Source organism: Streptomyces fildesensis (assembly GCF_016107395.1).
Taxonomy (GTDB): domain Bacteria; phylum Actinomycetota; class Actinomycetes; order Streptomycetales; family Streptomycetaceae; genus Actinacidiphila; species Actinacidiphila fildesensis.
In genome coordinates this window covers 121187-141629 of sequence record NZ_JAAIKO010000015.1, presented here as the reverse complement: position 1 = coordinate 141629, position 20443 = coordinate 121187, and the positions used below count along the sequence as shown (strand labels likewise).

Sequence of the window (20443 nt, the reverse complement as noted above, 5' to 3'; positions counted from 1 at the left end):
ACCTTGCAGGATTGGCGCAAATTTCCCGCAAGAAACTTGCGAAACCTGTACTAGAGTTGACGTCATGACACGACGACTTGCCACGGTGGCAAAGAAGGTCGGGGTGAGCGAGGCGACCGTCAGCCGAGTGCTGAACGGGAAGCCCGGAGTCTCCGATGCGACCAGAGCCGCAGTGCTGACCGCACTCGATGTGCTCGGTTACGAACGACCGACCCAGCTGCGCGGGGAGCGTGCCCGGCTTGTCGGGCTCGTTCTCCCGGAGCTTTCCAATCCGATCTTCCCGGCCTTCGCCGAGGTGGTGGGCGGCGCCCTGGCACAGCAGGGGTTCACGCCCGTGCTCTGCACCCAGACCGTCGGCGGGGTGTCGGAGGCCGACTACGTGGAGTTGCTGCTGCAGCAGCACGTCTCCGGGGCGATCTTCTTCGGCGGTCTGTACGCCCAGGCCGAGTCGTCGCACGAGCACTACGCCCGGCTCGCCGAGCGCAATCTGCCCACCGTGCTGATGAACGCCGCCATCGACGATCTCGACTTCCCGAGGGTGTCCTGCGACGACGCGGTCGCCGTGGAACAGGGGATGACCCATCTCGCGTCGCTCGGCCATGAGCGGATCGGCCTGATCCTGGGCCCGCCCGACCACGTTCCGTCGCGGCGCAAGCTCGCCGCGGCCCGCCGCTGGATCGGGCAGCGCGGCGGCGAACTCCCGGACACCGCCGTCGAACACGCGCTGTTCACCCTGGAGGGCGGGCAGGCCGCGGCCAGCCGGCTGATCCAGCGCGGCGTCACCGCCGTCATCTGCGCGAGCGACCCGATCGCGCTGGGCGCCATCCGGTCCGCCCGCCGCCGCGGGCTGTCGGTGCCCCAGGACTTCTCGGTCATCGGCTACGACGACTCGATGTTCATGAATTGCATCGATCCGCCGCTCACCACCGTGCGCCAGCCCATCGAAGCCATGGGACGGGCCGCCGTCGACCTGCTCAGCGGTCAGATCAGCGGCACTCCGGTCGACCACGACGAGCTGCTCTTCGAGCCCGAGCTCGTCGTACGCGGCTCCACGGGCCCCGCGCCGCGGGCCGCGCAGCCCCAGCAGCCGGGGGTGGAAGCGACCAGCAGGTAGGGCCGGTCCGGCTCCGGCGGTCGTTGGCAATCTCGTTGGCAACCCTCCCCGACACCACTGACTGGGAAACGGCTTCGTAATCAAGTCGTGTCTTTGCGAGCTTCGCGCGAAATCTTGCGGACATCTATCGGGTTCAGTACCTTGAGCCCACCCGAGACGGCGGCGCACACCCCGCGCCACGCAACCGCGCAGGGTTCGCAGATCTCAGAGCGCGGAGCATCGTCGCGCAGTGGTTCAGGGGAAGGGTTGATCAATGAAGACAAACCGCTACCGGACGCTGGTGGCCATCGTGCTGGTCGCCGGCGTCGGCATGACCGCCGCGGCATGTTCCGACAGCAAGGACACGGCCAAGGACCCCGGTTCAGGTGACAAGGGCGCGAGCGCCAAGCTGGATCCCAGCACCAAGGTCACCATCAGCGTCGACTGCATGCCGCCCACCACCAAGGCGGCCGAGCGCAAGCAGTGGCTCGACGACATAGCCGCGTTCAAGGTGCTCTACCCGAACGTCACGGTGAACGGCAAGGACGGATTCCCATGCGAGGATCCGGCGAAGTTCACGGCCATGATGAAGGGCGGAACGCAAACAGACACCTTCTACACGTACATGACCGACAAGGACCAGGTTCTGGACGCGGGTCAAGCCGCTGACATCACTCCGTACGTCACGCCGGAGACCGTCCCGAACCTCAACGACATCGACCCCAACGTCATGAACGTGCTGAAGGACGGCGGCAAGCTGTACGGCCTGCCCACCTCGAACTACCAGATGGGCCTGATCTACAACCGCAAGATCTTCACCCAGGCCGGTCTCGACCCCAACAAGCCCCCGACCACCTGGGAAGGCGTGCGGGCCGCGGCCAAGACGATCCAGGACAAGCTGGGCAGCCAGGGCATCCACGGCTTCATCGAGAACGCCGGCGGCAACCAGGGCGGTTGGCACTTCACCTCGGAGCTCTACGGGCTCGGCGGCCAGGTGACCTCCGAGGACGGCAAGAAGGCCGCCTTCAACACGGACGAGAGCAAGACCCTCCTGCAGACCCTGCATGACATGCGCTTCACCGACAACAGCCTGCCCGCGACCCCCGGACTCGCGTGGGGCGACGTCCAGAAGGCCATGGGCACCAGCAAGGTCGGTATGTACGTCGGTGCTCCTGACGACATCCCGCTCGTCGTCCAGCAGTACCAGGCCAAGTTCGAGGACCTCGGCATGGCGCCGATCCCGGGCGGCAAGACCTCGCTGTTCGGCGGCGCCGACTACATGTTCAAGAAGTCGTCCACGCCCGACCAGATCAAGGCCGGCATCGCCTGGGTCAACTTCAAGTTCCTGACCTTGGAGAAGGGCCAGTTCAACTACGCCCGCAACAAGACCGACGGCATCCCGGTCGGACTGCCGCAGCCGTTCTTCTTCACCGGCGCGTCGAAGGACAAGGACACCTCCACCAAGACCGCGAGCGCGACCGTACCGGTCGAGAACTTCGCCACCTACGTGGCCGCCCAGGTCCCGGTGAAGCCCGAGCCGCCGAACGCCCAGAAGATCTACACGGTCCTGGACAACGCGATGTCGGGTGCGCTGACCAACAAGAACGCCGACATCGGCAAGCTCCTCACCACCGCTGAGACGCAGGTCAACACGTTGCTGGCCGCCAGCCAGTAGAGGGGGCGCGCGGGCCGGCCCACCGGCCGGCCCCGCGCTGCGGCGATCTTCCGCTGAACCCCCAGTCGAGGAGTTCTCGTGACTCCTCCCCCTCGTGAACGAGGGGGCTTCTCACTCGGTTCGAAAGAACCTCATGACGGCCAAGCCCTGACCGCTGCCCGAAGGGCAGAAGAAAAGGCTAGCACCGAGGAGTTCTCATGGCGGCGACCACCGTCTCCCACAACAAGGCCAAACGCGGTTCCGGGCAGTCGTCGCCGAGGGGTTCCCGGCGCCGTCCGGGACTTCCGGACGAGAACGCCCGCGCGGGGTTCGGCCGGAGACTGCGCCGCGATCTGCAGGCGCATGCATTCATGATCGGCGCGGTGCTCTGCTTCGGATTCTTCTCCTGGTATCCGATGGTCCGCGAAGTCATCATGAGCTTCCAGAAGACCAAGCGCGGCGAGACCACCTGGGTGGGCTGGAAGAACCTCGAAACGGTCTGGAACGACCCGGGGTTCTGGCCGGCCTGGCGCAACACGATGCAGTTCACGCTGTACGCGCTGGTGATCGGATTCGCGGTGCCGTTCGTCATCGCCATCGTTCTCAACGAATTCCGGCACGCCCAGGCGTATCTGCGCATCCTGGTGTATCTGCCGGTGATGCTGCCGCCGGTCGCCGGGGTGCTGCTCTTCAAGTACTTCTACAACCCGGAATACGGCCTCTTCAATCACATCCTGCATTTCCTGCACCTGCCGGAACAGGCCTGGCTGGACTCGTCGAGCACCGCGATGATCTCCGTGGTGATCGCGGCCACCTGGATGAGCGCCGGCGGCGCCACCCTCATCTACCTGGCGGCACTGCAGAACGTGCCGGGTGAGCTGTACGAGGCCGCCGACCTGGACGGTGCCGGGCTGCTGAGCAAGATCTGGCACATCACCATCCCGCAGACCAGGCCGGTCCTGTCGCTGATGCTGCTGCTCCAGATCGTGGCGACGATGCAGGAATTCACCAACGTCTATCTGCTCACCGGCGGCGCCGGCCCGGAGAACTCCACCGGGACCGTGGTCTACATGGTGTACCAGTACGCGTTCCGCTACGACAGCTTCGGCAGCGCCTCGGCGCTCGGACTCATCATGCTGGTGGTACTCGGCGGATTCTCCGGCCTGTACGCGCGGCTCAGCCGCAACAGCGACTAGGACGGGGAGAAGGACATGGCAGCGAACCAACCGCAGCAGCGCACCCTGATATCCGCGGCCGCGCTGAACAGGCCCCGCGGGAAACTCATCTACTGGACCGTTCTCTCGCTGACCGTCGTGGTCTTCACCCTGGTCTTCCTGGGGCCGCTCTACTGGATGGTCTCCGGCGGCTTCAAATCCGCGCAGGAAGTGCTCCAGAATCCGCCGACCCTCTTCCCCAAGGACCCGAAGCCGGGCACCTACAAGACGGCGTGGAGCCAGCTGAAGATCGCCCGGCTGCTGTTCAACACGATGTACTACGCCTTCGGCGCGCTCGCCTTCCAGCTGGTCTTCGACGTGGCCGCGGCCTACGCGATCTCCAAGCTGCGGCCGGTGCTGGGGAATCTGATCCTCGGCATGATGCTGGCCACGCTGATGATCCCGGCCGCCGTGCTGATCGTGCCGCAGTACCTGACCGTGCTCGACCTGCCGCTGCTGCACATCAATCTGATCGGCACCCCCTGGGCGATCTGGCTGCCCACCGTGGCCAACGGGTTCAACATCTTCCTGCTGAAGCGGTTCTTCGACTCGATCCCCGAGGACCTGATGTCCGCGGCGGCGATCGACGGGGCGAGTCCGCTGCGGACCCTGTGGTCGATCGTGCTGCCGATGTCCAGACCGATCCTCGGCGTGGTGTCCATCTTCGCGGTGGTCAACGTGTGGAAGGACTTCCTCTGGCCGATGCTGGTGCAGCCCGACACGGACAAGCAGCCGATCAACATCGGGATCAACTCCCTGTCGCAGGGCGTGCCGCAGAACGTCCTCATCGCCGCGCTGGCCATCTCGGCCCTGCCGACGATCGCCATCTTCCTGCTCTTCCAGCGCAACATCATGTCCGGTCTGACCGCGGGCAGCCTCAAGGGCTGACCAGCGCTTCGCCAGGACTGAACCCCTCAGAACTCCGCCGCCGGTCCCCTGCCCCATCCCCGCTGAATGGCCGGCGGCGGGGTCCCTCCTGCCCGAAAGGACGTCTCCGTGGCAGACACCCGCCCGCCCGTCTCCGACCCCCACCCCGCTGCGGGCGACTGGTGGCGCAACGCGGTCATTTACCAGGTGTACCCGCGTAGTTTCGCCGACGGCAACGGCGACGGGATCGGAGACCTCGCCGGTGTCCGGGCCAAGCTGCCGTACCTCGGCGAGCTGGGCGTGGACGCCCTCTGGTTCAACCCCTGGTACCCCTCCCCCATGTTCGACGGCGGCTACGACGTCGCCGACTACCGGGACATCGACCCGGTGTTCGGCACCCTGGCCGAGGCCGAGAAGCTGATCTCCGAGGCACTGGACCTGGGGATCCGCAGCATCATCGACATCGTCCCCAACCATGTCTCGTCCGCCCACCCGTGGTTCCGCGAGGCGCTGGCGGCCGGTCCCGGCAGTCCGGCCAGGGAACGCTTCTGGTTCCGGCCCGGGCGCGGCGAGCACGGCGAACTGCCGCCCAACAACTGGCCGTCCCAGTTCGGCGGGGTGCCCTGGACGCGGACCGTGAACGACGACGGAACGCCCGGCGACTGGTACCTGCACCTGTTCGACAGCCAGCAGCCGGACCTGAACTGGGAGCACCCGGACGTGCGGCGCGAGCACGAGGACGTGCTGCGCTTCTGGTTCGACCGGGGCGCGGCGGGAGTGCGCATCGACTCCGCGAGCCTGCCCGTGAAGGACCCGGCCCTGCCGGACCTGACCGAGGACCGGGACGGCCCGCACCCCTACGACGACCGCGACGAGCTGCACGACATCTACCGCTCCTGGCGCCGGATCGCTGACTCCTATCCCGGCAGCCGCGCGCTGATCGGTGAGGTGTGGATGCCCGACGCGGAGCGGTTCGCGCGGTATCTGCGGCACGACGAGATGCACACCGCCTTCAACTTCGACTTCATGTCGTGCCCCTGGGACGCGGCGCTGCTCCGCGCGTCCATCGACACGACGCTCGCCGCGCACGAGCCGGTGGGCGCGCCCGTCACCTGGGTGCTGTCCAACCACGACGTGACCCGCACGGTGACCCGTTACGGCCGTTCCGACACCGGCTTCGACTTCGCGACCAAGGCCCACGGCACCCCGACCGACCTGGTGCTCGGTACCCGCAGGGCGCGCGCCGCCGCGCTGCTGACGCTGGCGCTGCCCGGCTCGGTCTACCTCTACCAGGGCGAGGAACTGGGGCTTCCCGAGGTCGAGGACATCCCGGCCGAGCGGCTGCAGGACCCGATGTACCTGCGCTCCGGCGGCACCGTGCCGGGGCGGGACGGCTGCCGCGTCCCGATGCCGTGGTCGGGGAAGGAGCCGCCGTTCGGCTTCAGCCCCGACGGCGCGGCGCGGCCGCCGTGGCTGCCGCAGCCCGCCGACTGGGCGGACCGGACGGCCGGGGCGCAGACCGGTGACGCCGCCTCGATGCTGGAGCTCTACCGCTTCGCGCTGCGGCTCCGGGCGACCGAGCCCGGTCTGGGGGACGGGCCGATCCGCTGGCTGGAGAGTGCACCCGGGGTGCTGGCGTTCCGCCGGACGGACGCTTTCACCTGTGTCGTCAACCTTTCGGACCAGGCCGTCGCGCTACCGCCGGACACCGCCGTGCTGCTGGCCAGCGGCCCGCTCACCGGCGATCTGCTGCCGTCGGACACGGCCGTCTGGCTGCGGACCCGGGACGGATCCGGCGCCTGACGGGACCCGGCGGGCCCCTGCGGGACACGGGTGCGGGACGTGTCGGGCCGACGCGATGTGCTGGCGGACACGCCGTCCGGCCAGGACATCGCGTCGGTGTGACGATTACAGTGGAGGGGTGCCTCAACTTCGCCTCGCCTTGAATCAGATCGACTCCTGCGTCGGTGACATCGCCGGGAACGCCGAGTCGATCGTGCACTGGACCCGGCATGCGGCAGAGCGTGGAGCCCACCTGGTGGCGTTCCCCGAAATGGTGCTGACCGGATACCCCGTGGAGGACCTCGCGCTGCGGTCGTCCTTCGTCGAGGCCAGCCGGTCCGCGCTGGCCGGGCTCGCCGGCCGGCTGGCCGCCGAGGGCTTCGGGGAACTGCCCGTGATCGTCGGCTATCTGGACCGCAGCGAGAAGGCCCAGCCGCGCTACGGGCAGCCCGCCGGGGCTCCGCGCAACGCGGCGGCGGTGCTGTACCGCGGCGGGATCGCGCTGCGCTTCGCCAAGCACCACCTTCCCAACTACGGCGTCTTCGACGAGTTCCGCTACTTCGTCCCCGGTGACACCCTCCCGGTGATCCGGGTGCACGGTGTGGACGTCGCGCTCGCCATCTGCGAGGACCTGTGGCAGGACGGCGGCCGGGTGCCCGCCACCCGCGCCGCAGGCGCCGGGCTGCTGGTGTCGGTCAACGCCTCGCCGTACGAGCGGGACAAGGACGACACCCGTCTTGAGCTGGTGCGCAAGCGCGCCCAGGAGGCCGGCTGCACCCTCGCCTATCTGGCGATGACCGGCGGCCAGGACGAGCTGGTCTTCGACGGGGACTCGATCGTCGTCTCGGCGACCGGCGAAGTGATCACCCGTGCCCCGCAGTTCGAGGAGGGCTGCGTGCTGGTCGACCTGGAGCTGCCCGCCGCGGGCGCGGTGCCGTCCGGTGTCCTGGACGACGGCCTGGAGATCGAGCACGTCACCCTCTCCACCGAGCCGGTCGCGCGCTACGAGCCGGAGGTGGCCGGCGGCTACGCCGAACGGCTGACCGACGACGAGGAGGTCTACACGGCCCTCGTCACGGGCCTGCGCGCGTACGTCACGAAGAACGGCTTCCGGTCGGTGCTGATCGGGCTGTCCGGCGGTATCGACTCCGCGCTGGTGGCCGCCATCGCCTGCGACGCGATCGGGCCCGCCAACGTCTACGGCGTCGCGATGCCGTCCCGGTACTCGTCGGAGCACTCGATCGGTGACGCCGAGGAACTGGCCCGCCGCACCGGGCTGAACCTCAGGACCGTCCCCATCGCGCCGATGTTCGACGCGTACATGGCGGCGCTGGGGCTCACCGGCCTCGCCGAGGAGAACCTGCAGTCCCGGCTGCGCGGCACCACGTTGATGGCCATCTCCAACCAGGAGGGCCACATCGTGCTCGCGCCGGGCAACAAGAGCGAGCTGGCCGTCGGCTACTCGACCCTCTACGGCGACTCGGTCGGCGCGTACGGGCCCATCAAGGACGTCTACAAGACGACGGTCTTCCAGCTCGCCCGCTGGCGGAACGCGTCGGCCGCGGCGAAGGGCGGGACCCCGCCGATCCCCGAGAACTCGATCAGCAAGCCGCCCAGCGCCGAACTGCGCCCGGGCCAGGTCGACACCGATTCACTGCCCGACTACGACGTGCTCGACCGGGTGCTGGAGCTCTACGTCGACCGGGACCAGGGCCGGGACGCGATCATCGCCGCGGGCTTCGACCCGGAGCTGGTGACCCGGATCCTGAAGTTGACCGATACGGCCGAGTACAAGCGCCGCCAGTACCCGCCGGGCACCAAGATCTCGGCCAAGGGCTTCGGCAAGGACCGGCGGCTGCCGATCACTTCGCGGTGGCGCGAGACCGGCCGCGCGGAGAACTGACCTTCCCCGGCTCAGATCTGCAGACGGGCGGCGACCGGCAGGTGGTCGCTGCCCGTCTTCTTCAACGTCCAGGACCGCATCGGCTCGATGCCCTTGACCATGATCTGGTCGATCCTGGCCATCGGGAAGTCGGCGGGCCAGCTGAAGCCGAAGCCGTTGCCCGCCGCGCCCTGCGTGGAGCGCATCTGTGAGGTGACGGACGCCAGCGAGCGGTCGTTCATGGTGCCGTTGAGGTCACCGAGCAGCACGACCTTGGTCAGCGGCTCCTGCACGATGGACTGCCCGAGCGCGTCGGCCGCGCTGTCGCGCTGCCCGGCGGTGAAGCCCGCGTTGAACTTCACGCGCACCGACGGCATGTGCGCGACGTAGACGGCGATCTGGCCCTGCGGGGTGGAGACCGCGGCCCGCATCGCCCGCGTCCAGCCGAGCCTGATGTCGACCGCGCGCACGCCCTGGATCGGGTACTTGCTCCACAGCCCGACGGTGCCCTGCACCGAGTGGTAGGGGTAGGCGCCGGCCAGCGCCGCCCGGTACGTGGAGACCTGACCGGCCGCCAGCTCCTCCAGCGCGACGAGGTCGGCGCCCGCGGCGATGACGTCCTTCGCGGTGCCGGTCGGGTCGGGGTTGTCGGCGTTCACGTTGTGCGTGAGCACCGTCAGGTTGCCGCCGGACTCCTCGTTGTCGGTGAGCAGTCCGCCGAAGAGGTTGAACCACACCAGGACCGGCAGCAGTACGGCGATCAGCGCCGTCGCCGAGCGGCGCACCAGTGCCACCACCACCAGCACCGGAAGGGCCAGGCCCAGCCAGGGCAGGAACGTCTCCAACAGGCTGCCGAGGTTGCCGATCCGGTTCGGCACGTCGGAGTGGAAGGACAACAGCAGTGCCAGGATCAGCGCGAGAGCGGCGGTGATGATGCCTCTGCGCCACATACCGTCGCGCTGCCAGCCGAAGCGCCGTCGCGCTCCTGAGGCCGAACGGTTCGGCTCGGGGCCGTCCGTGGTCGCGTCGGTCATGTGCGCCTGGGTCATATGGGGGGTCCTCACTGCCTTGCCGATTGCCATGCCGACCCTAAGGGATCGACATAAGAACCGACGGGCCGGAAGGGGCGGCGGGTTCCACCGGAACCCGCCGCCCCTTCCCCTGTGACAAGACGCGTACATATCGGTCAACGCGGTCAACGCGGGCGCGCGCCCTCCAGGACCGTATCGACGATCAGCTCCGAGAGACCGTCCTCCAGCGACGCGCCCGGCCGCATCATGGCCCGGCTCAGCATCGGGCCGGCGAAGATGTCGCCGAGCAGTTCCAGGTCGAGTCCCGCACGGATCTCGCCGGTTCGCACCCCGCGCTCCAGCACCGCGAGCATGGCGTCGCGCCGGGTGACGATCACGGTGTCGTGGTACTGCTTCCACAACTCGGGGACCTGCTGGAACTGCAGGAGGATGTTGCGCATCACGGCCGAGGAGCGCTTGGCCAGACCGCGCCGCCGGATGGCGTCGATCATGGTGACCAGGTCGTCCCGTACCGAGGTGCCCGCCAGTTCGGGCGTCGGCTCGTCGATCGAGTTCAGTACGTCCATCAACAGCGCGTTCTTGCCCGGCCAACGCCGGTAGACGGTGGCCTTGCCGACCCCGGCGTCACGGGCGATGCCCTCGATGGACAGCTCGCCGATCGTGACGCCCTCCTCCAGCAGCCGGAGCACCGTCTCGGTGATCGCGCTGTCGGCGGCGGCGCTGCGCGGGCGGCCGCGCGGTACGGCGTCGGTACCGGCGTCGCTCATCGCTCCGCTCCGACCGCCTCCGGAGCCCGCTCTCCGCCTTGCTCGGGCACGGCGTCCTTGCGCGGCAGGAAGGCCAGCACCACGAGGGTGCCGACGACCGCGACGGACGCGGACCCGATCGCGGTGATGTGCATGGCGTGGATGAAGGCGTTGTTGGCGGGCTGGACGAGGGCCTTGCCCGCGGGCCCCATGTTCTCCGCGACGCCGAGCGTCGCCTGGATGGACTCACCGGCCGCGTGCCGGGCGGGCGCCGGGACACCGGAGAGGTGGCTGTCGATGCCGTCCCGGTAGGTGGTGGAGAGCAGCGAGCCGAGGATGGCCACCCCGAGCGCGCCGCCGACCTGCCGGAAGGTGTTGTTGACGGCGGATCCGGAGCCGGCCTTCTCCCGCGGCAGCGACGACATGATCATGACGGTGGCGGGCGGCATGACGTGTGCCATCGCCGTACCCATCAGGAAGAAGATCACTTCCAGGATCCAGATCGGGGTGTCCTGGTCGAGCAGCAGGAAGCCGAGGAACGCGACGGCCGTCAGCCCCAGCCCGGCCGCGCACACCGCACGCGGGCCGAACCGGTCGACGACCAGCCGGGCGCGCGGCGCGAAGATCATCTGGGCGGCGGCCAGCGGCAGCAGCAGCACGCCGGACTCCAGGGCGCTGTAGCCGCGCACGCTCTGCGTGTAGAAGACGACGAAGAACGTCACGCCCATGAGCGCGAAGAAGACCAGGCCGATGGCGGCGACCGACGCCGAGAACTGCCGGTTGCGGAAGTAGTTGACGTCGAAGGCGGGGTGGTCGCTGCGCTTCTCATAGACCACGAAGCCGGCGATCACCACGAGGCCGGCCAGTATCGTCAGCCAGACCTGGGGCCGGGTGAAGTCACCGAGCTGGCCGCCCTTGATGATGCCGTAGATCAGCACGACCAGGCCGACGACGGAGAGCAGCACGCCGACGGGGTCCAGACGGCCCGGGTCGGGGTCCTTCGAGTCGGGCACCAGGATCACCATCGCAACCAGGGCGACGGCCACGATCGGCACGTTGATCAGGAAGACAGAGCCCCACCAGAAGTGCTCCAGCAGCGCACCGCCGGTGATCGGGCCGATCGCGATGGCCAGCCCGACCACACCGGTCCAGATGCCGATGGCCTTGGGCTGCTCGTCGCGCTCGAAGACGTTCATGATGATCGCGAGGGTCGCGGGCATGATGAACGCGCCACCGAAGCCCATCAGCGCACGGAAGGCGATGAGCTGCCCCGACGAGTCGGACACCGCGGAGAGCGCGGAGCCGATGCCGAAGACGAGCATGCCGAAGAGCAGCACCTTCTTGCGGCCCAGCCGGTCACCCAGCAGACCCGCGGTGAACAGCAGCCCGGCGAAGACCAGGGTGTAGGAGTTGATCGCCCACTCGAGCTGGCTCTGGGTCGCCCCGAGGCCGGTGGGGGCGGGCTGGGCGATCGTCTTCATCGCCACATTGAGGATCGAGTTGTCCAGCACCACCACCAGGAGACTGAACAGCAGAACGGTGAGGATCGCCCACCGGCGGCGGTGGATCGCCTCGGGGATGGCTCGGGACTGACTCGAGGGTATGGACATGGCTCCACGCTAGCCCGCATTTCCGATACGGGACCGTCTCGTATCGTAAAGCAGGGGTAAAAACAGGGGGGCTCTTTGCGTAGGCGGCCGCACGTGCCAGCATGGAAGGGATCCGGGGACGCCGTCAGGGTGCCTCGAGATGACTGAAGGAGCCGTTGCAATGACGCAGATTCCGGCTGCCCAGAAGCAATCCGACAGCGTCCGCGCGCTGTACGGGGGCACGGGCACGCGCCGCATCACCGTCCGCGACATCACCGCCGCCAAGGACCGTGGCGAGAAGTGGCCCATGCTCACCGCCTACGACGCGGTGACCGCCTCCGTCTTCGACGAGGCCGGGATCCCGGTGCTGCTGGTCGGCGACTCGATGGGCAACTGTCACCTGGGCTACGACACCACCGTCCCGGTCACCATGGACCAGATGACGATGCTGGCCGCAGCCGTCGTGCGCGGCACCAGCCGTGCCCTGATCGTCGGCGACCTCACGTTCGGCTCCTACCAGGAAGGCCCGGTCCAGGCGCTGCGCAGCGCGACCCGGCTGGTCAAGGAGGCCGGGGTGCAGGCGGTCAAGCTGGAGGGCGGCGAGCGCTCGCTGGCCCAGACCGAGCTGATCGTGCAGTCCGGTATCCCGGTCATGTCGCACCTGGGACTGACCCCGCAGTCCGTCAACGCCATGGGCTACCGGGTCCAGGGCCGCGGCGACGAGGCCGCCCACCAGCTGCTGCGCGACGCCAAGGCGGCGCAGGACGCGGGCGCCTTCGCGGTCGTCCTGGAGCTGGTGCCGGCCGGACTGGCCGCCGAGGTCACCCGGTCGCTGCACATCCCGACCATCGGCATCGGCGCCGGGCCGGAGTGCGACGCCCAGGTGCTGGTGTGGACCGACATGGCGGGCATGACCGGCGACCGCGTGCCGCGCTTCGTCAAGCAGTACGCGCAGCTGCGCTCGGCGCTGGGTGACGCGGCGAAGGCGTTCGCCGAGGACGTGACCGGCGGGGCGTACCCGGCCGAGGAGCACAGCTTCCACTAGCAGGGCGGAGCCGTTCCGGATCCGGACGACTCGTTCGCCGGCGGGTGAGTCGTCCGGGCCCGGGATGCGTACTACAGGGTGAGCGCCGCCAGCGGCGGCGAACCCCGCACAGTACGGGAAGTCATCATGCCTATCACCCTCACCAGCAGAACGGCGGCGGCCGGAGCTTTCGCCGCCGCGGCACTGCTGGCACTCAGCGCATGCGGATCCTCGAATTCCGGCAGCAGTGGCGACACCACCCCGCCTCCCCCGGCCGCGTCCGCGTCGACCAACGCCGGCGCGGGGCTGGCGGCCGCGCAGGACGCCAAGCTCGGCGCGATCGTCACGGACGCGCAGGGCTTCACGCTCTACCGGTTCGACAAGGACAAGGCCGCTCCGCCGACGTCCAACTGCGCCGGACAGTGCGCGGCCATCTGGCCGCCCGTCGCCGCGGTGTCGGACACCGCGGTCAAGGGCGTCGACCAGAACCTCGTGGGCACCGTCACCCGCGCCGACGGCAGCAAGCAGGCCACCCTCGGCGGCTGGCCGCTCTACCGCTACAGCGGTGACGCCAAGGCCGGCGACACGCACGGTCAGGGCGTCGGCGGCACCTGGTTCGCGGTGGCCCCCGACGGCACCAAGGCCGGCGGTGCGGCGCAGACGCCCACACCGTCCGATACCGGGTCGAACGGGTACTGATGCAGAACCACTCATCGCCGACACTCGCGCCGCGGCGCCGGGTACGACAGGATGCCGCCGTGGACGGGGATCCCACCGGGCCGCTCCCGGAAGAGGAATTCATGCGCGCGCTGTACCGCGAACACGCGGGCGCGCTGCTGGGCTTTGTGCTGAACCTGGTGGGTGGTGACCGGTATCTGGCGGAGGACGTCGTCCAGGAGACGCTGCTGCGGGCCTGGAAGAGCGCGGGACGGCTGGATCCGGCGGCTCGCTCGCTGCGGCCCTGGCTGGTGACGGTCGCGCGACGTATCGTGATCGACGGCCATCGCAGCCGGCAGTCCCGTCCGCCCGAAGCGCCGCCGGCCGCGCTCGACCTGCTGCCCGCCGAGGACGAACTCGACCGGTCGCTGCGGCTCATGACGATCTCCGACGCACTCGGCGATCTGACCGAGGCGCACCGGCAGGTGCTGATCGAGACGTATTTCGCGGGTCGTACGGTGACCGAGGCGGCGGACGAGCTGGGCGTACCGCCCGGCACGGTGCGCTCAAGGGTGTTCTACGCCCTGCGGGCGCTCAGGAACGCACTGGAGGAGAGAGGGGTGACCACCTCATGACGGAGTACGCACCCGGACCGGGGGCACCCCCCGACCCGCACCTGGACGTCGGCGCCTACCTCATCGGCGCGCTGGACGACGACGCGATGACGCGCTTCGAGCAGCACCTCGCGGGCTGCGAGGAGTGCGGACGGCAGCTGGACGAGCTGAGCGGACTCGTACCGCTCCTCGGTGAGCTGCGGCAGAGCGGCGGCGTACCGGAGCCCGTGCGGGAGTGGCCGTCCGGCGCGACGTCCGCGCGACCGGCGGGGCAGCCGTTCCCGCAGCCGTTCCCCGATCCCGCCGCGCAGCCCTACGCCCAGCGGACCGTACAGCCGGCCCAGCAGATCGCGACGCACCGTCCCAGGCGGCGGCCCGGCCGCGGCCGGCGGCTGGTGCTCGCGCTGGCGGCCTGCGGAGTGCTGGCCCTCGGCGGCTCGGCCGTCGCGGTCCTCGTCACCCAGCAGGACAGCGGGGCGCCGCCGGCGGCCGCCGCGCAATTCACGGCGGGCGACCCGGCGACCGGGGCCAGTGCCACGGTCGGCGTCACCGGCAAGAAGTGGGGCACCCAGGTCGATCTCAAGCTGTCCGGTGTCAACGGCCCGCTGACCTGCAGTCTGGTGGCCGTGGGCCGGGACGGCAGCCGGCAGACCGTCGCCACCTGGTCGGTTCCGTCGGCCGGGTACGGCACCACCGCGCAGCCGGAACCGCTCACCGTCCAGGGTGCGGCAGGCCTCTCCCCCGCCGACATCACCGGCTTCGACGTCGTCACCTCCACCGGGCAGCACCTGGTCTCCGTTCCGACCGCGTGACGGCCGGCGGTCGCCGGCCGATCACCGTGTCATCGCCGTGTGATCGTCGTGTCAGCCCGGTGGGGGCGGTGTCGGTGGCGTGTCGGTCCGCTGTCAGCGGGGCCCGCCATTGTTGACGCATGACGACGCGACAGAGTGACAAGTTGGGCGCCGCCGTCGAGGTACGGGGGCTGGTCAAGCACTATGGCGAGACGAAGGCCCTGGACGGTGTCGACCTCGACGTTCGGCAGGGCACCGTGCTCGGTGTGCTGGGACCGAACGGGGCCGGGAAGACGACGCTGGTACGGGTGCTGTCCACCCTGATCCAGCCGGACGCGGGCAGTGCCCGGGTCGCCGGGTACGACGTACTCAAGCAGCCGCGGCAGCTGCGCCGGGTGATCGGTCTGACCGGGCAGTACGCCTCGGTGGACGAGAAGCTCTCCGGCTGGGAGAACCTCTACATGATCGGGCGGCTGCTCGATCTGTCCCGCAAGGACGCGCGGTCCCGCGCCGACGGGCTGCTGGAGCGGTTCTCGCTCACCGAGGCGTCCAAGCGGCCGGCGAGCGGGTACTCCGGCGGTATGCGGCGCCGGCTGGACCTGGCGGCCTCCATGATCGGCAATCCGTCGGTGCTCTATCTGGACGAGCCGACGACGGGCCTGGACCCGCGCACCCGCAACGAGGTGTGGGCCGAGGTCAAGCGGATGGTCGCCGAGGGCGCGACGGTCCTGCTGACCACGCAGTACATGGAGGAGGCCGAGCAGCTCGCCGACGAGCTGACGGTCATCGACCGCGGCCGGGTGATCGCCAACGGCCGGGTGGACGAGCTCAAGGCCAAGGTCGGCGGGCGGACCCTGCAGATCCGGCCGATCGACACGGTGACGCTGCCCGCGATGTCGGCGGCGCTCGCGGACGCGGGGCTGGACGGGGTGGCCGGCTCCACCGTCGACCGCGAGGAGGGCGTGCTCAATGTGCCGATCCTCAGCGACGAGCAGCTGACCGCGGTGGTCGGGTTGCTGGGCACCCGCGGTTTCGGCATCGCCGGGATAGGGACCCATCTCCCCAGCCTGGACGAGGTGTTCCTCTCCATCACCGGCCAGAAGCCGGACCAGGACGGGCAGCCCGGCAGCGCCGGGCAGTCCGTTTCCGGCGAGCAGTCCGGGTCCGCCACCGAGAAGTCCGACGCAGAACAGGGGGTAGCGGCATGAGCGCCGCAGTCATCACCACCACCGCGCCCGCCAAGGCGCAGTCCCATGAGGGCCGGATAGGGTTCCGGGCCAATCTGCGGCACATCGGGGCGCTCGCGCGCCGCAACATGCTGCAGATCAAGGAAGACCCGGAGTCGATGTTCGACGCCGTGCTGATGCCGATCATCTTCACGCTGCTGTTCGTCTTCGTCTTCGGCGGCGCGATCTCCGGCAAGGGCCATCAGCAGGACTACGTGAACTACGTGATCCCCGGCCTGATGGCGATGATGGGCATGAACATCTCGATGGCCGTCGGCACCGGCGTCAACCAGGACTTCAGCACCGGTGTGATGGACCGCTTCCGCACCATGCCGATCGCCCGCTCCTCGGTGCTGATCGCCAAGATCATCGTGGAGATCGGCCGGATGCTGGTCGCCACCACGATTCTGCTGGTCATGGGATTCATCCTGGGCCTGTCGATCTCGACGTCCGTGTTCCATCTGCTGGCCGCGGTCGCGCTCTCGATGGTCTTCGGAGCCTCACTCATGTGGATCTTCATCCTGCTCGGGCTGACGATGAAGACCGCGCAGGCCGTACAGGGGGTGGCCATGCTCGTCCTGATGCCGCTGCAGTTCGGATCGTCGATCTTCGCACCGACGACGACGATGCCGGGCTGGCTGCAGAGCTTCACCGATGTCAATCCGCTGTCCAACCTGGCGGACTCCGCCCGGAACCTGATGAACGGCGGGCCCGTCGCCCACTCGGTCCTGGTCACCCTGGCCTGGTCGGTCGGCATCACGCTGGTGACGGCGCCGCTGGCCGTCCGGAAGTTCCGCAACAAGACCTGACCGGCACCCGCCGGCCCGGTCAGGACCGACCTCCGTGTCAGTCCCCGTCACGCATCAGGGCGATGGTCTCCAGAGCGGAGAGGCCATCGCCCTCCGCGTATGCCGTCTCGTACGCGGCGTCGCCGATCAGCGCCCGCAGATCCCGCTGGCCCTCCGCCAGTTCCAGCTTCTCCAGCGGGGAGGGGACGGTGGGCCGCAGCCGGTCGTGCGCGCCGAGCATGGTGGCGGCCCGGGCCGCCATCGTCTCCTTGACCTGCGGGGTGGGTGCGGCGGACGCCTGGGCGACCAGGATCGTCACCGCCACCGGAATCAGCAGCATGCCGATCCGCGGGGCGATGACCTCGGTCAGCACGCTGCTGCTCAGCTCGTCGAGCCCCTGCCGCAGGAGCACCATGCCCCCTTCGGGGTCGCCGCTGCGGCAGGTCAGCCAGCCCTTGATCCCGCGCAGCATTCCCTGGACGAACATCGGGACGCCGGTCGGCGGGACGGCCAGCATCCGGTCGACGAGGGCGTGGCCCTCGTCGAGTTCGCCCCGGCGGGCGAGCAGCGCGCAGAGCAGGACCCGTCCGTAGAAGGCGGAGCCGCCCGCGACGGGACCGAGCTCGTCGGCGTCCTCGATCGCCCCCCGGAGCATCGCCTCGCCCGCCTCGACGTCCCCGATGTTGATGATCATGTCGGCGAGCCGCACCTTGAGGAGCGGCACCTGCTGATACGAACCCAGCTCCCGGGCCAGCCCGATCGCCTCACGGCAGCACTCGGCCGAGCGCTCCCACTGACCCCCGTTCGCGGTCGCCTCGGCCTCGGCGGCGAGCGCCTCGGCCATCCCCCAGCGGTCGCCGACCTGCCGGAAGAGCTCCCGGCTCTCCCGTACGTCGGCCATCGACTGTTCGAGCTTCTCGGACACGTCGTTGAGCATCTTGGCGCGGATCTGCAGCGCGAACGCCAGCTCCCAGGGCCCGCCGAACTCCCGGCAACTCCGCACCAGGTTGTCCGCCAGCTCCGGCAGCCGCTCGAAGTCCCCGGACAGGAAGGCCGCGAAGGGGCTCATCAGTCCCGGCCGCCGGGCCGTCTGCGGCAGATGCGGCGGATAGGCCTCGATGATCGCCCGGCCGGCCCTGGCCACGTCGGGCTCGCCCCAGCGGTTCTCCATGTCCGCGTCGTTGGCGACGAGTTGCATCATCCGCACCCAGCGCCGTGCCTCGTCGAGCTGCGCCGGGCCCATCGGCGGCGGCGTCTCCAGCGGGCCGTGCTCCACCGGTTCCAGCAGGGGCGGTTCGTCGAAGGGGTCGGGTCCCAGCGCCGACACCGCGGCCGGCCAGGTCAGCTGCTCGGTGTGGTAGTTGCGCATCTCCCAGAACCAGCCGCAGCACAGCACGAGTTGCAGTGCCTCCTGCTCGTCGCCCAGCTCGACGGCACGGCGGAGCGCGACCCGCAGGTTCTCGTGCTCGCGCTCCACCCGTGCCAGCCAGAGCAGTTGGTCGGCGCCGCGCAGCTTGGGGTCGGTGGTGCGGATGTACTCGCGGAAGCAGCGGAGATGGCGGCGCTCGACCGCCGCGCGCTCACCCGACTCGTCGAGCCGCTCGGCCGCGTACTCGCCGATGGTCTCCAGCATCCGGTAGCGGGCGCCGTCGTCGGTGAGGTCGGCGAGGACCAGCGACTTGTCGACGAGCGAACCGAGCAGGGCCGCGGCGTCGGCGGCGTCGATCCCGTCACCGGAGCACACCTCCTCGACGGCCTCCAGCGTCCAGCCGCCCGCGAAGACCGCCAGCCGGCGCAGCAGGGTCCGTTCCGCCGGGTCCAGCAGGTCCCAGCTCCAGTCGACGACCGCGCGCAGCGTCTGCTGGCGCGGCAGTACGGTCCTGCTGCCGCCGGTGAGGAGCCGGAACCGGTCGTCGAGCCGGTTGGCGAGCTGGCGCGGGGTGAGGCTGCGCAGCCGGGCGGCGGCCAGTTCGATGGCGAGCGGCAGCCCGTCGAGCCGGCGGCACAGTTCGACGCACGCGACCGGATCGTCCTCCACCGTGAACCCGGGCCGGGCGGCGGCGCCGCGGTCGGCGAGCAGCCGCAGCGCGAACGGGTCCGGCAGCGGGTCCAGCGGCCTGACCCGTTCACCGGGGACGCCCAGCGGTTCGCGGCTGGTGGCGAGGATGGTGACGTCCGGGCAGTGCGCGAGGAGCTGTTCCGCGAGGGCGGCCGCCGCGCCGATGACGTGTTCGCAGTTGTCGAGCACCAGCAGCAGGCTGCGGCTCACGCAGTACTCCGCGAGCATCCTGGCCGGGTCCTTGGTCTTGCCCTCCGCCTGCAGCGCCTGCTCCGTCGCGCTGGTCGGGTGCAGCAGCGTCTCGCGCAGACCGAGCGAGGTGAGCACCGCCTCGGGCACCGTCCGCGCATCGCTGACCGGTGCGAGTTCCGCGTACCAGACGCCGTCGGGCCAGCGGTCGCGGAGCAGGTCGCCCGTCTCCTGCGACAGCCGGGTCTTGCCGGTCCCGCCGGGGCCGGTGAGGGTGACCAGCCGGGCCGCGGCCAGGTCCTCGCGGATCGACACGAGGTCGGCCGCCCGGCCGACGAAGCTGGTGAGCCGGGCGCGGGCGTTGCCGGAGCGGCGGGCGACGGGCGCGGACGGCGGCTCGGGAGCGGGCTCGGCACCGGCGGTGAACGGCGGTTCCTGAGCACCGTCCGGCGCCGGGTTCAGCAGTTCGGTGTGCAGCGCGCGCAGTTCGGCGCTCGGGTCGGTGCCCAGCTCGTCGGCCAGGTCGCGGCGGACGTCCTCGTACGCGGTGAGCGCGTCGGCGGTGCGGCCCGCATCGCGCAACGCCCGGATGTGCAGGGCGCGGAGCGATTCGTTGAGCGGATGGGCGGCGGCGAGCCCGGCGAGTTCGGGCAGCTGCTGTGCCGCGCGGCCGAGCGCGAGCCCCGCGGTGAGGCGCAGCCGGACCGCCTCCAGCCGCAGTTCCTCGCAGCGCACCGCGAGCGTGTCCCGGTCGGGCAGATCGGCGAACGCCGCTCCCCGCCACAGCGCGAGGGCGTCCTCCAGCAGATCGGAGGCCTTCACCGGGTCGCCGTCGGCCAGCGCCCGGCCGCCCTCGTCCACCAGCCGCTCGAAGCGGTGCGCGTCGACCGCCTCGGGGGCGGCGCACAGCCGGTACCCGCCGTCGGCGGAACCGATGGCGTCATGGCCGATGGCCCGGCGCAGCCGCGCGACCAGCGCCTGGAGCGCGCCGGACGCGTTCGCCGGCGGATCGTCGGCCCACAGTTCGTCGATCAGGGCCTCCGCGGTTATCAGCCGCCCGGGGCGCAGGGCCAGCGCGGTCAGCAGCGCGCGCAGGCGCAGCCCCGCGAGCGGGACGGGGGTTCCGTCGTCGCGGAATGCCTGAGTGGTGCCGAGGATCGCGTAACGCACGCCCCCATCTTGCCCTCAATCACGGGACAGGCTTGTAAATTACGGCCGCCCGGCGACATGATCCCCG

The 20443-nt window shown here is 70.0% G+C and carries 16 protein-coding genes; 12 read left to right on the top strand and 4 right to left on the bottom strand.

Annotated elements, in window-relative coordinates; all coding sequences use genetic code 11:
* Positions 1-64 precede the first annotated feature (64 nt).
* The 6 genes from C6N31_RS21445 (at position 65) to C6N31_RS21420 (ending at position 8513) form a co-directional block, all read left to right on the top strand.
* Positions 65-1114, top strand: a complete 1050-nt coding sequence (locus C6N31_RS21445; RefSeq protein ID WP_138353768.1) for a LacI family DNA-binding transcriptional regulator — start codon at positions 65-67, stop codon at positions 1112-1114.
* A gap of 253 nt (positions 1115-1367) precedes the next feature.
* Entirely contained in the window at positions 1368-2768 is a 1401-nt protein-coding gene (locus C6N31_RS21440) for an ABC transporter substrate-binding protein (protein ID WP_138353769.1), read from the top strand.
* Between the two features lie 197 nt (positions 2769-2965).
* On the top strand, positions 2966-3943 hold the full coding sequence (locus tag C6N31_RS21435) for a carbohydrate ABC transporter permease (protein ID WP_138353770.1): 978 nt from the start codon (positions 2966-2968) through the stop codon (positions 3941-3943).
* Positions 3944-3958: 15 nt separating this feature from the next.
* Positions 3959-4849, top strand: a complete 891-nt coding sequence (locus tag C6N31_RS21430; protein WP_138353771.1) for a carbohydrate ABC transporter permease — start codon at positions 3959-3961, stop codon at positions 4847-4849.
* 108 nt (positions 4850-4957) lie between these two features.
* Positions 4958-6631 (top strand): glycoside hydrolase family 13 protein, encoded by a 1674-nt coding sequence (locus C6N31_RS21425; RefSeq protein WP_269286239.1) that lies wholly within the window; start codon positions 4958-4960, stop codon positions 6629-6631.
* Positions 6632-6749: 118 nt separating this feature from the next.
* Complete coding sequence (locus tag C6N31_RS21420; RefSeq protein ID WP_138353773.1) at positions 6750-8513, top strand: NAD+ synthase; 1764 nt, start codon at positions 6750-6752, stop codon at positions 8511-8513.
* A gap of 11 nt (positions 8514-8524) precedes the next feature.
* Here C6N31_RS21420 and C6N31_RS21415 read toward each other — a convergent pair whose 3' ends face one another.
* The 3 genes from C6N31_RS21415 to C6N31_RS21405 form a co-directional block, all read right to left on the bottom strand.
* Positions 8525-9442 (bottom strand): endonuclease/exonuclease/phosphatase family protein, encoded by a 918-nt coding sequence (locus C6N31_RS21415; RefSeq protein WP_381586814.1) that lies wholly within the window; start codon positions 9440-9442, stop codon positions 8525-8527.
* A 245-nt stretch (positions 9443-9687) separates the two neighbouring features.
* Positions 9688-10290, bottom strand: a complete 603-nt coding sequence (locus tag C6N31_RS21410; protein WP_138353775.1) for a TetR/AcrR family transcriptional regulator C-terminal ligand-binding domain-containing protein — start codon at positions 10288-10290, stop codon at positions 9688-9690.
* The gene (locus C6N31_RS21405; protein ID WP_138353776.1) at positions 10287-11879 is read right to left on the bottom strand and encodes an MFS transporter; all 1593 of its coding nucleotides are present in this window, start codon (positions 11877-11879) and stop codon (positions 10287-10289) included. Before C6N31_RS21405 ends, C6N31_RS21410 begins: the two co-directional genes overlap by 4 nt.
* A 160-nt stretch (positions 11880-12039) precedes the next feature.
* On the opposite strand from C6N31_RS21405, the gene panB reads away from it, so the two are divergent.
* From panB to C6N31_RS21375, 6 genes are all read left to right on the top strand, one after another.
* The gene (gene panB / locus C6N31_RS21400) at positions 12040-12903 is read left to right on the top strand and encodes a 3-methyl-2-oxobutanoate hydroxymethyltransferase (protein ID WP_138353777.1); all 864 of its coding nucleotides are present in this window, start codon (positions 12040-12042) and stop codon (positions 12901-12903) included.
* Between the two features lie 126 nt (positions 12904-13029).
* Positions 13030-13581: a hypothetical protein gene (locus C6N31_RS21395; protein WP_138353778.1), complete on the top strand. Its 552-nt coding sequence runs from the start codon at positions 13030-13032 to the stop codon at positions 13579-13581.
* Positions 13581-14174 carry a sigma-70 family RNA polymerase sigma factor gene (locus C6N31_RS21390; RefSeq protein WP_381586789.1) on the top strand — a complete coding sequence of 198 codons (594 nt, stop codon included), beginning with the start codon at positions 13581-13583 and terminating at the stop codon, positions 14172-14174. The genes C6N31_RS21395 and C6N31_RS21390 overlap by 1 nt, the downstream gene beginning before the upstream one ends.
* Positions 14171-14965 (top strand): anti-sigma factor family protein, encoded by a 795-nt coding sequence (locus C6N31_RS21385; protein ID WP_138353780.1) that lies wholly within the window; start codon positions 14171-14173, stop codon positions 14963-14965. Before C6N31_RS21390 ends, C6N31_RS21385 begins: the two co-directional genes overlap by 4 nt.
* A 119-nt stretch (positions 14966-15084) precedes the next feature.
* Positions 15085-16152 carry an ATP-binding cassette domain-containing protein gene (locus C6N31_RS21380; RefSeq protein WP_138353781.1) on the top strand — a complete coding sequence of 356 codons (1068 nt, stop codon included), beginning with the start codon at positions 15085-15087 and terminating at the stop codon, positions 16150-16152.
* Positions 16149-16979 carry an ABC transporter permease gene (locus C6N31_RS21375; RefSeq protein WP_138353782.1) on the top strand — a complete coding sequence of 277 codons (831 nt, stop codon included), beginning with the start codon at positions 16149-16151 and terminating at the stop codon, positions 16977-16979. Before C6N31_RS21380 ends, C6N31_RS21375 begins: the two co-directional genes overlap by 4 nt.
* A gap of 37 nt (positions 16980-17016) precedes the next feature.
* Here the strand turns inward: C6N31_RS21375 and C6N31_RS21370 are convergent, their stop codons facing one another.
* Positions 17017-20376, bottom strand: a complete 3360-nt coding sequence (locus tag C6N31_RS21370) for an AfsR/SARP family transcriptional regulator (protein ID WP_198357981.1) — start codon at positions 20374-20376, stop codon at positions 17017-17019.
* Between the last annotated feature and the right edge of the window lie 67 nt (positions 20377-20443).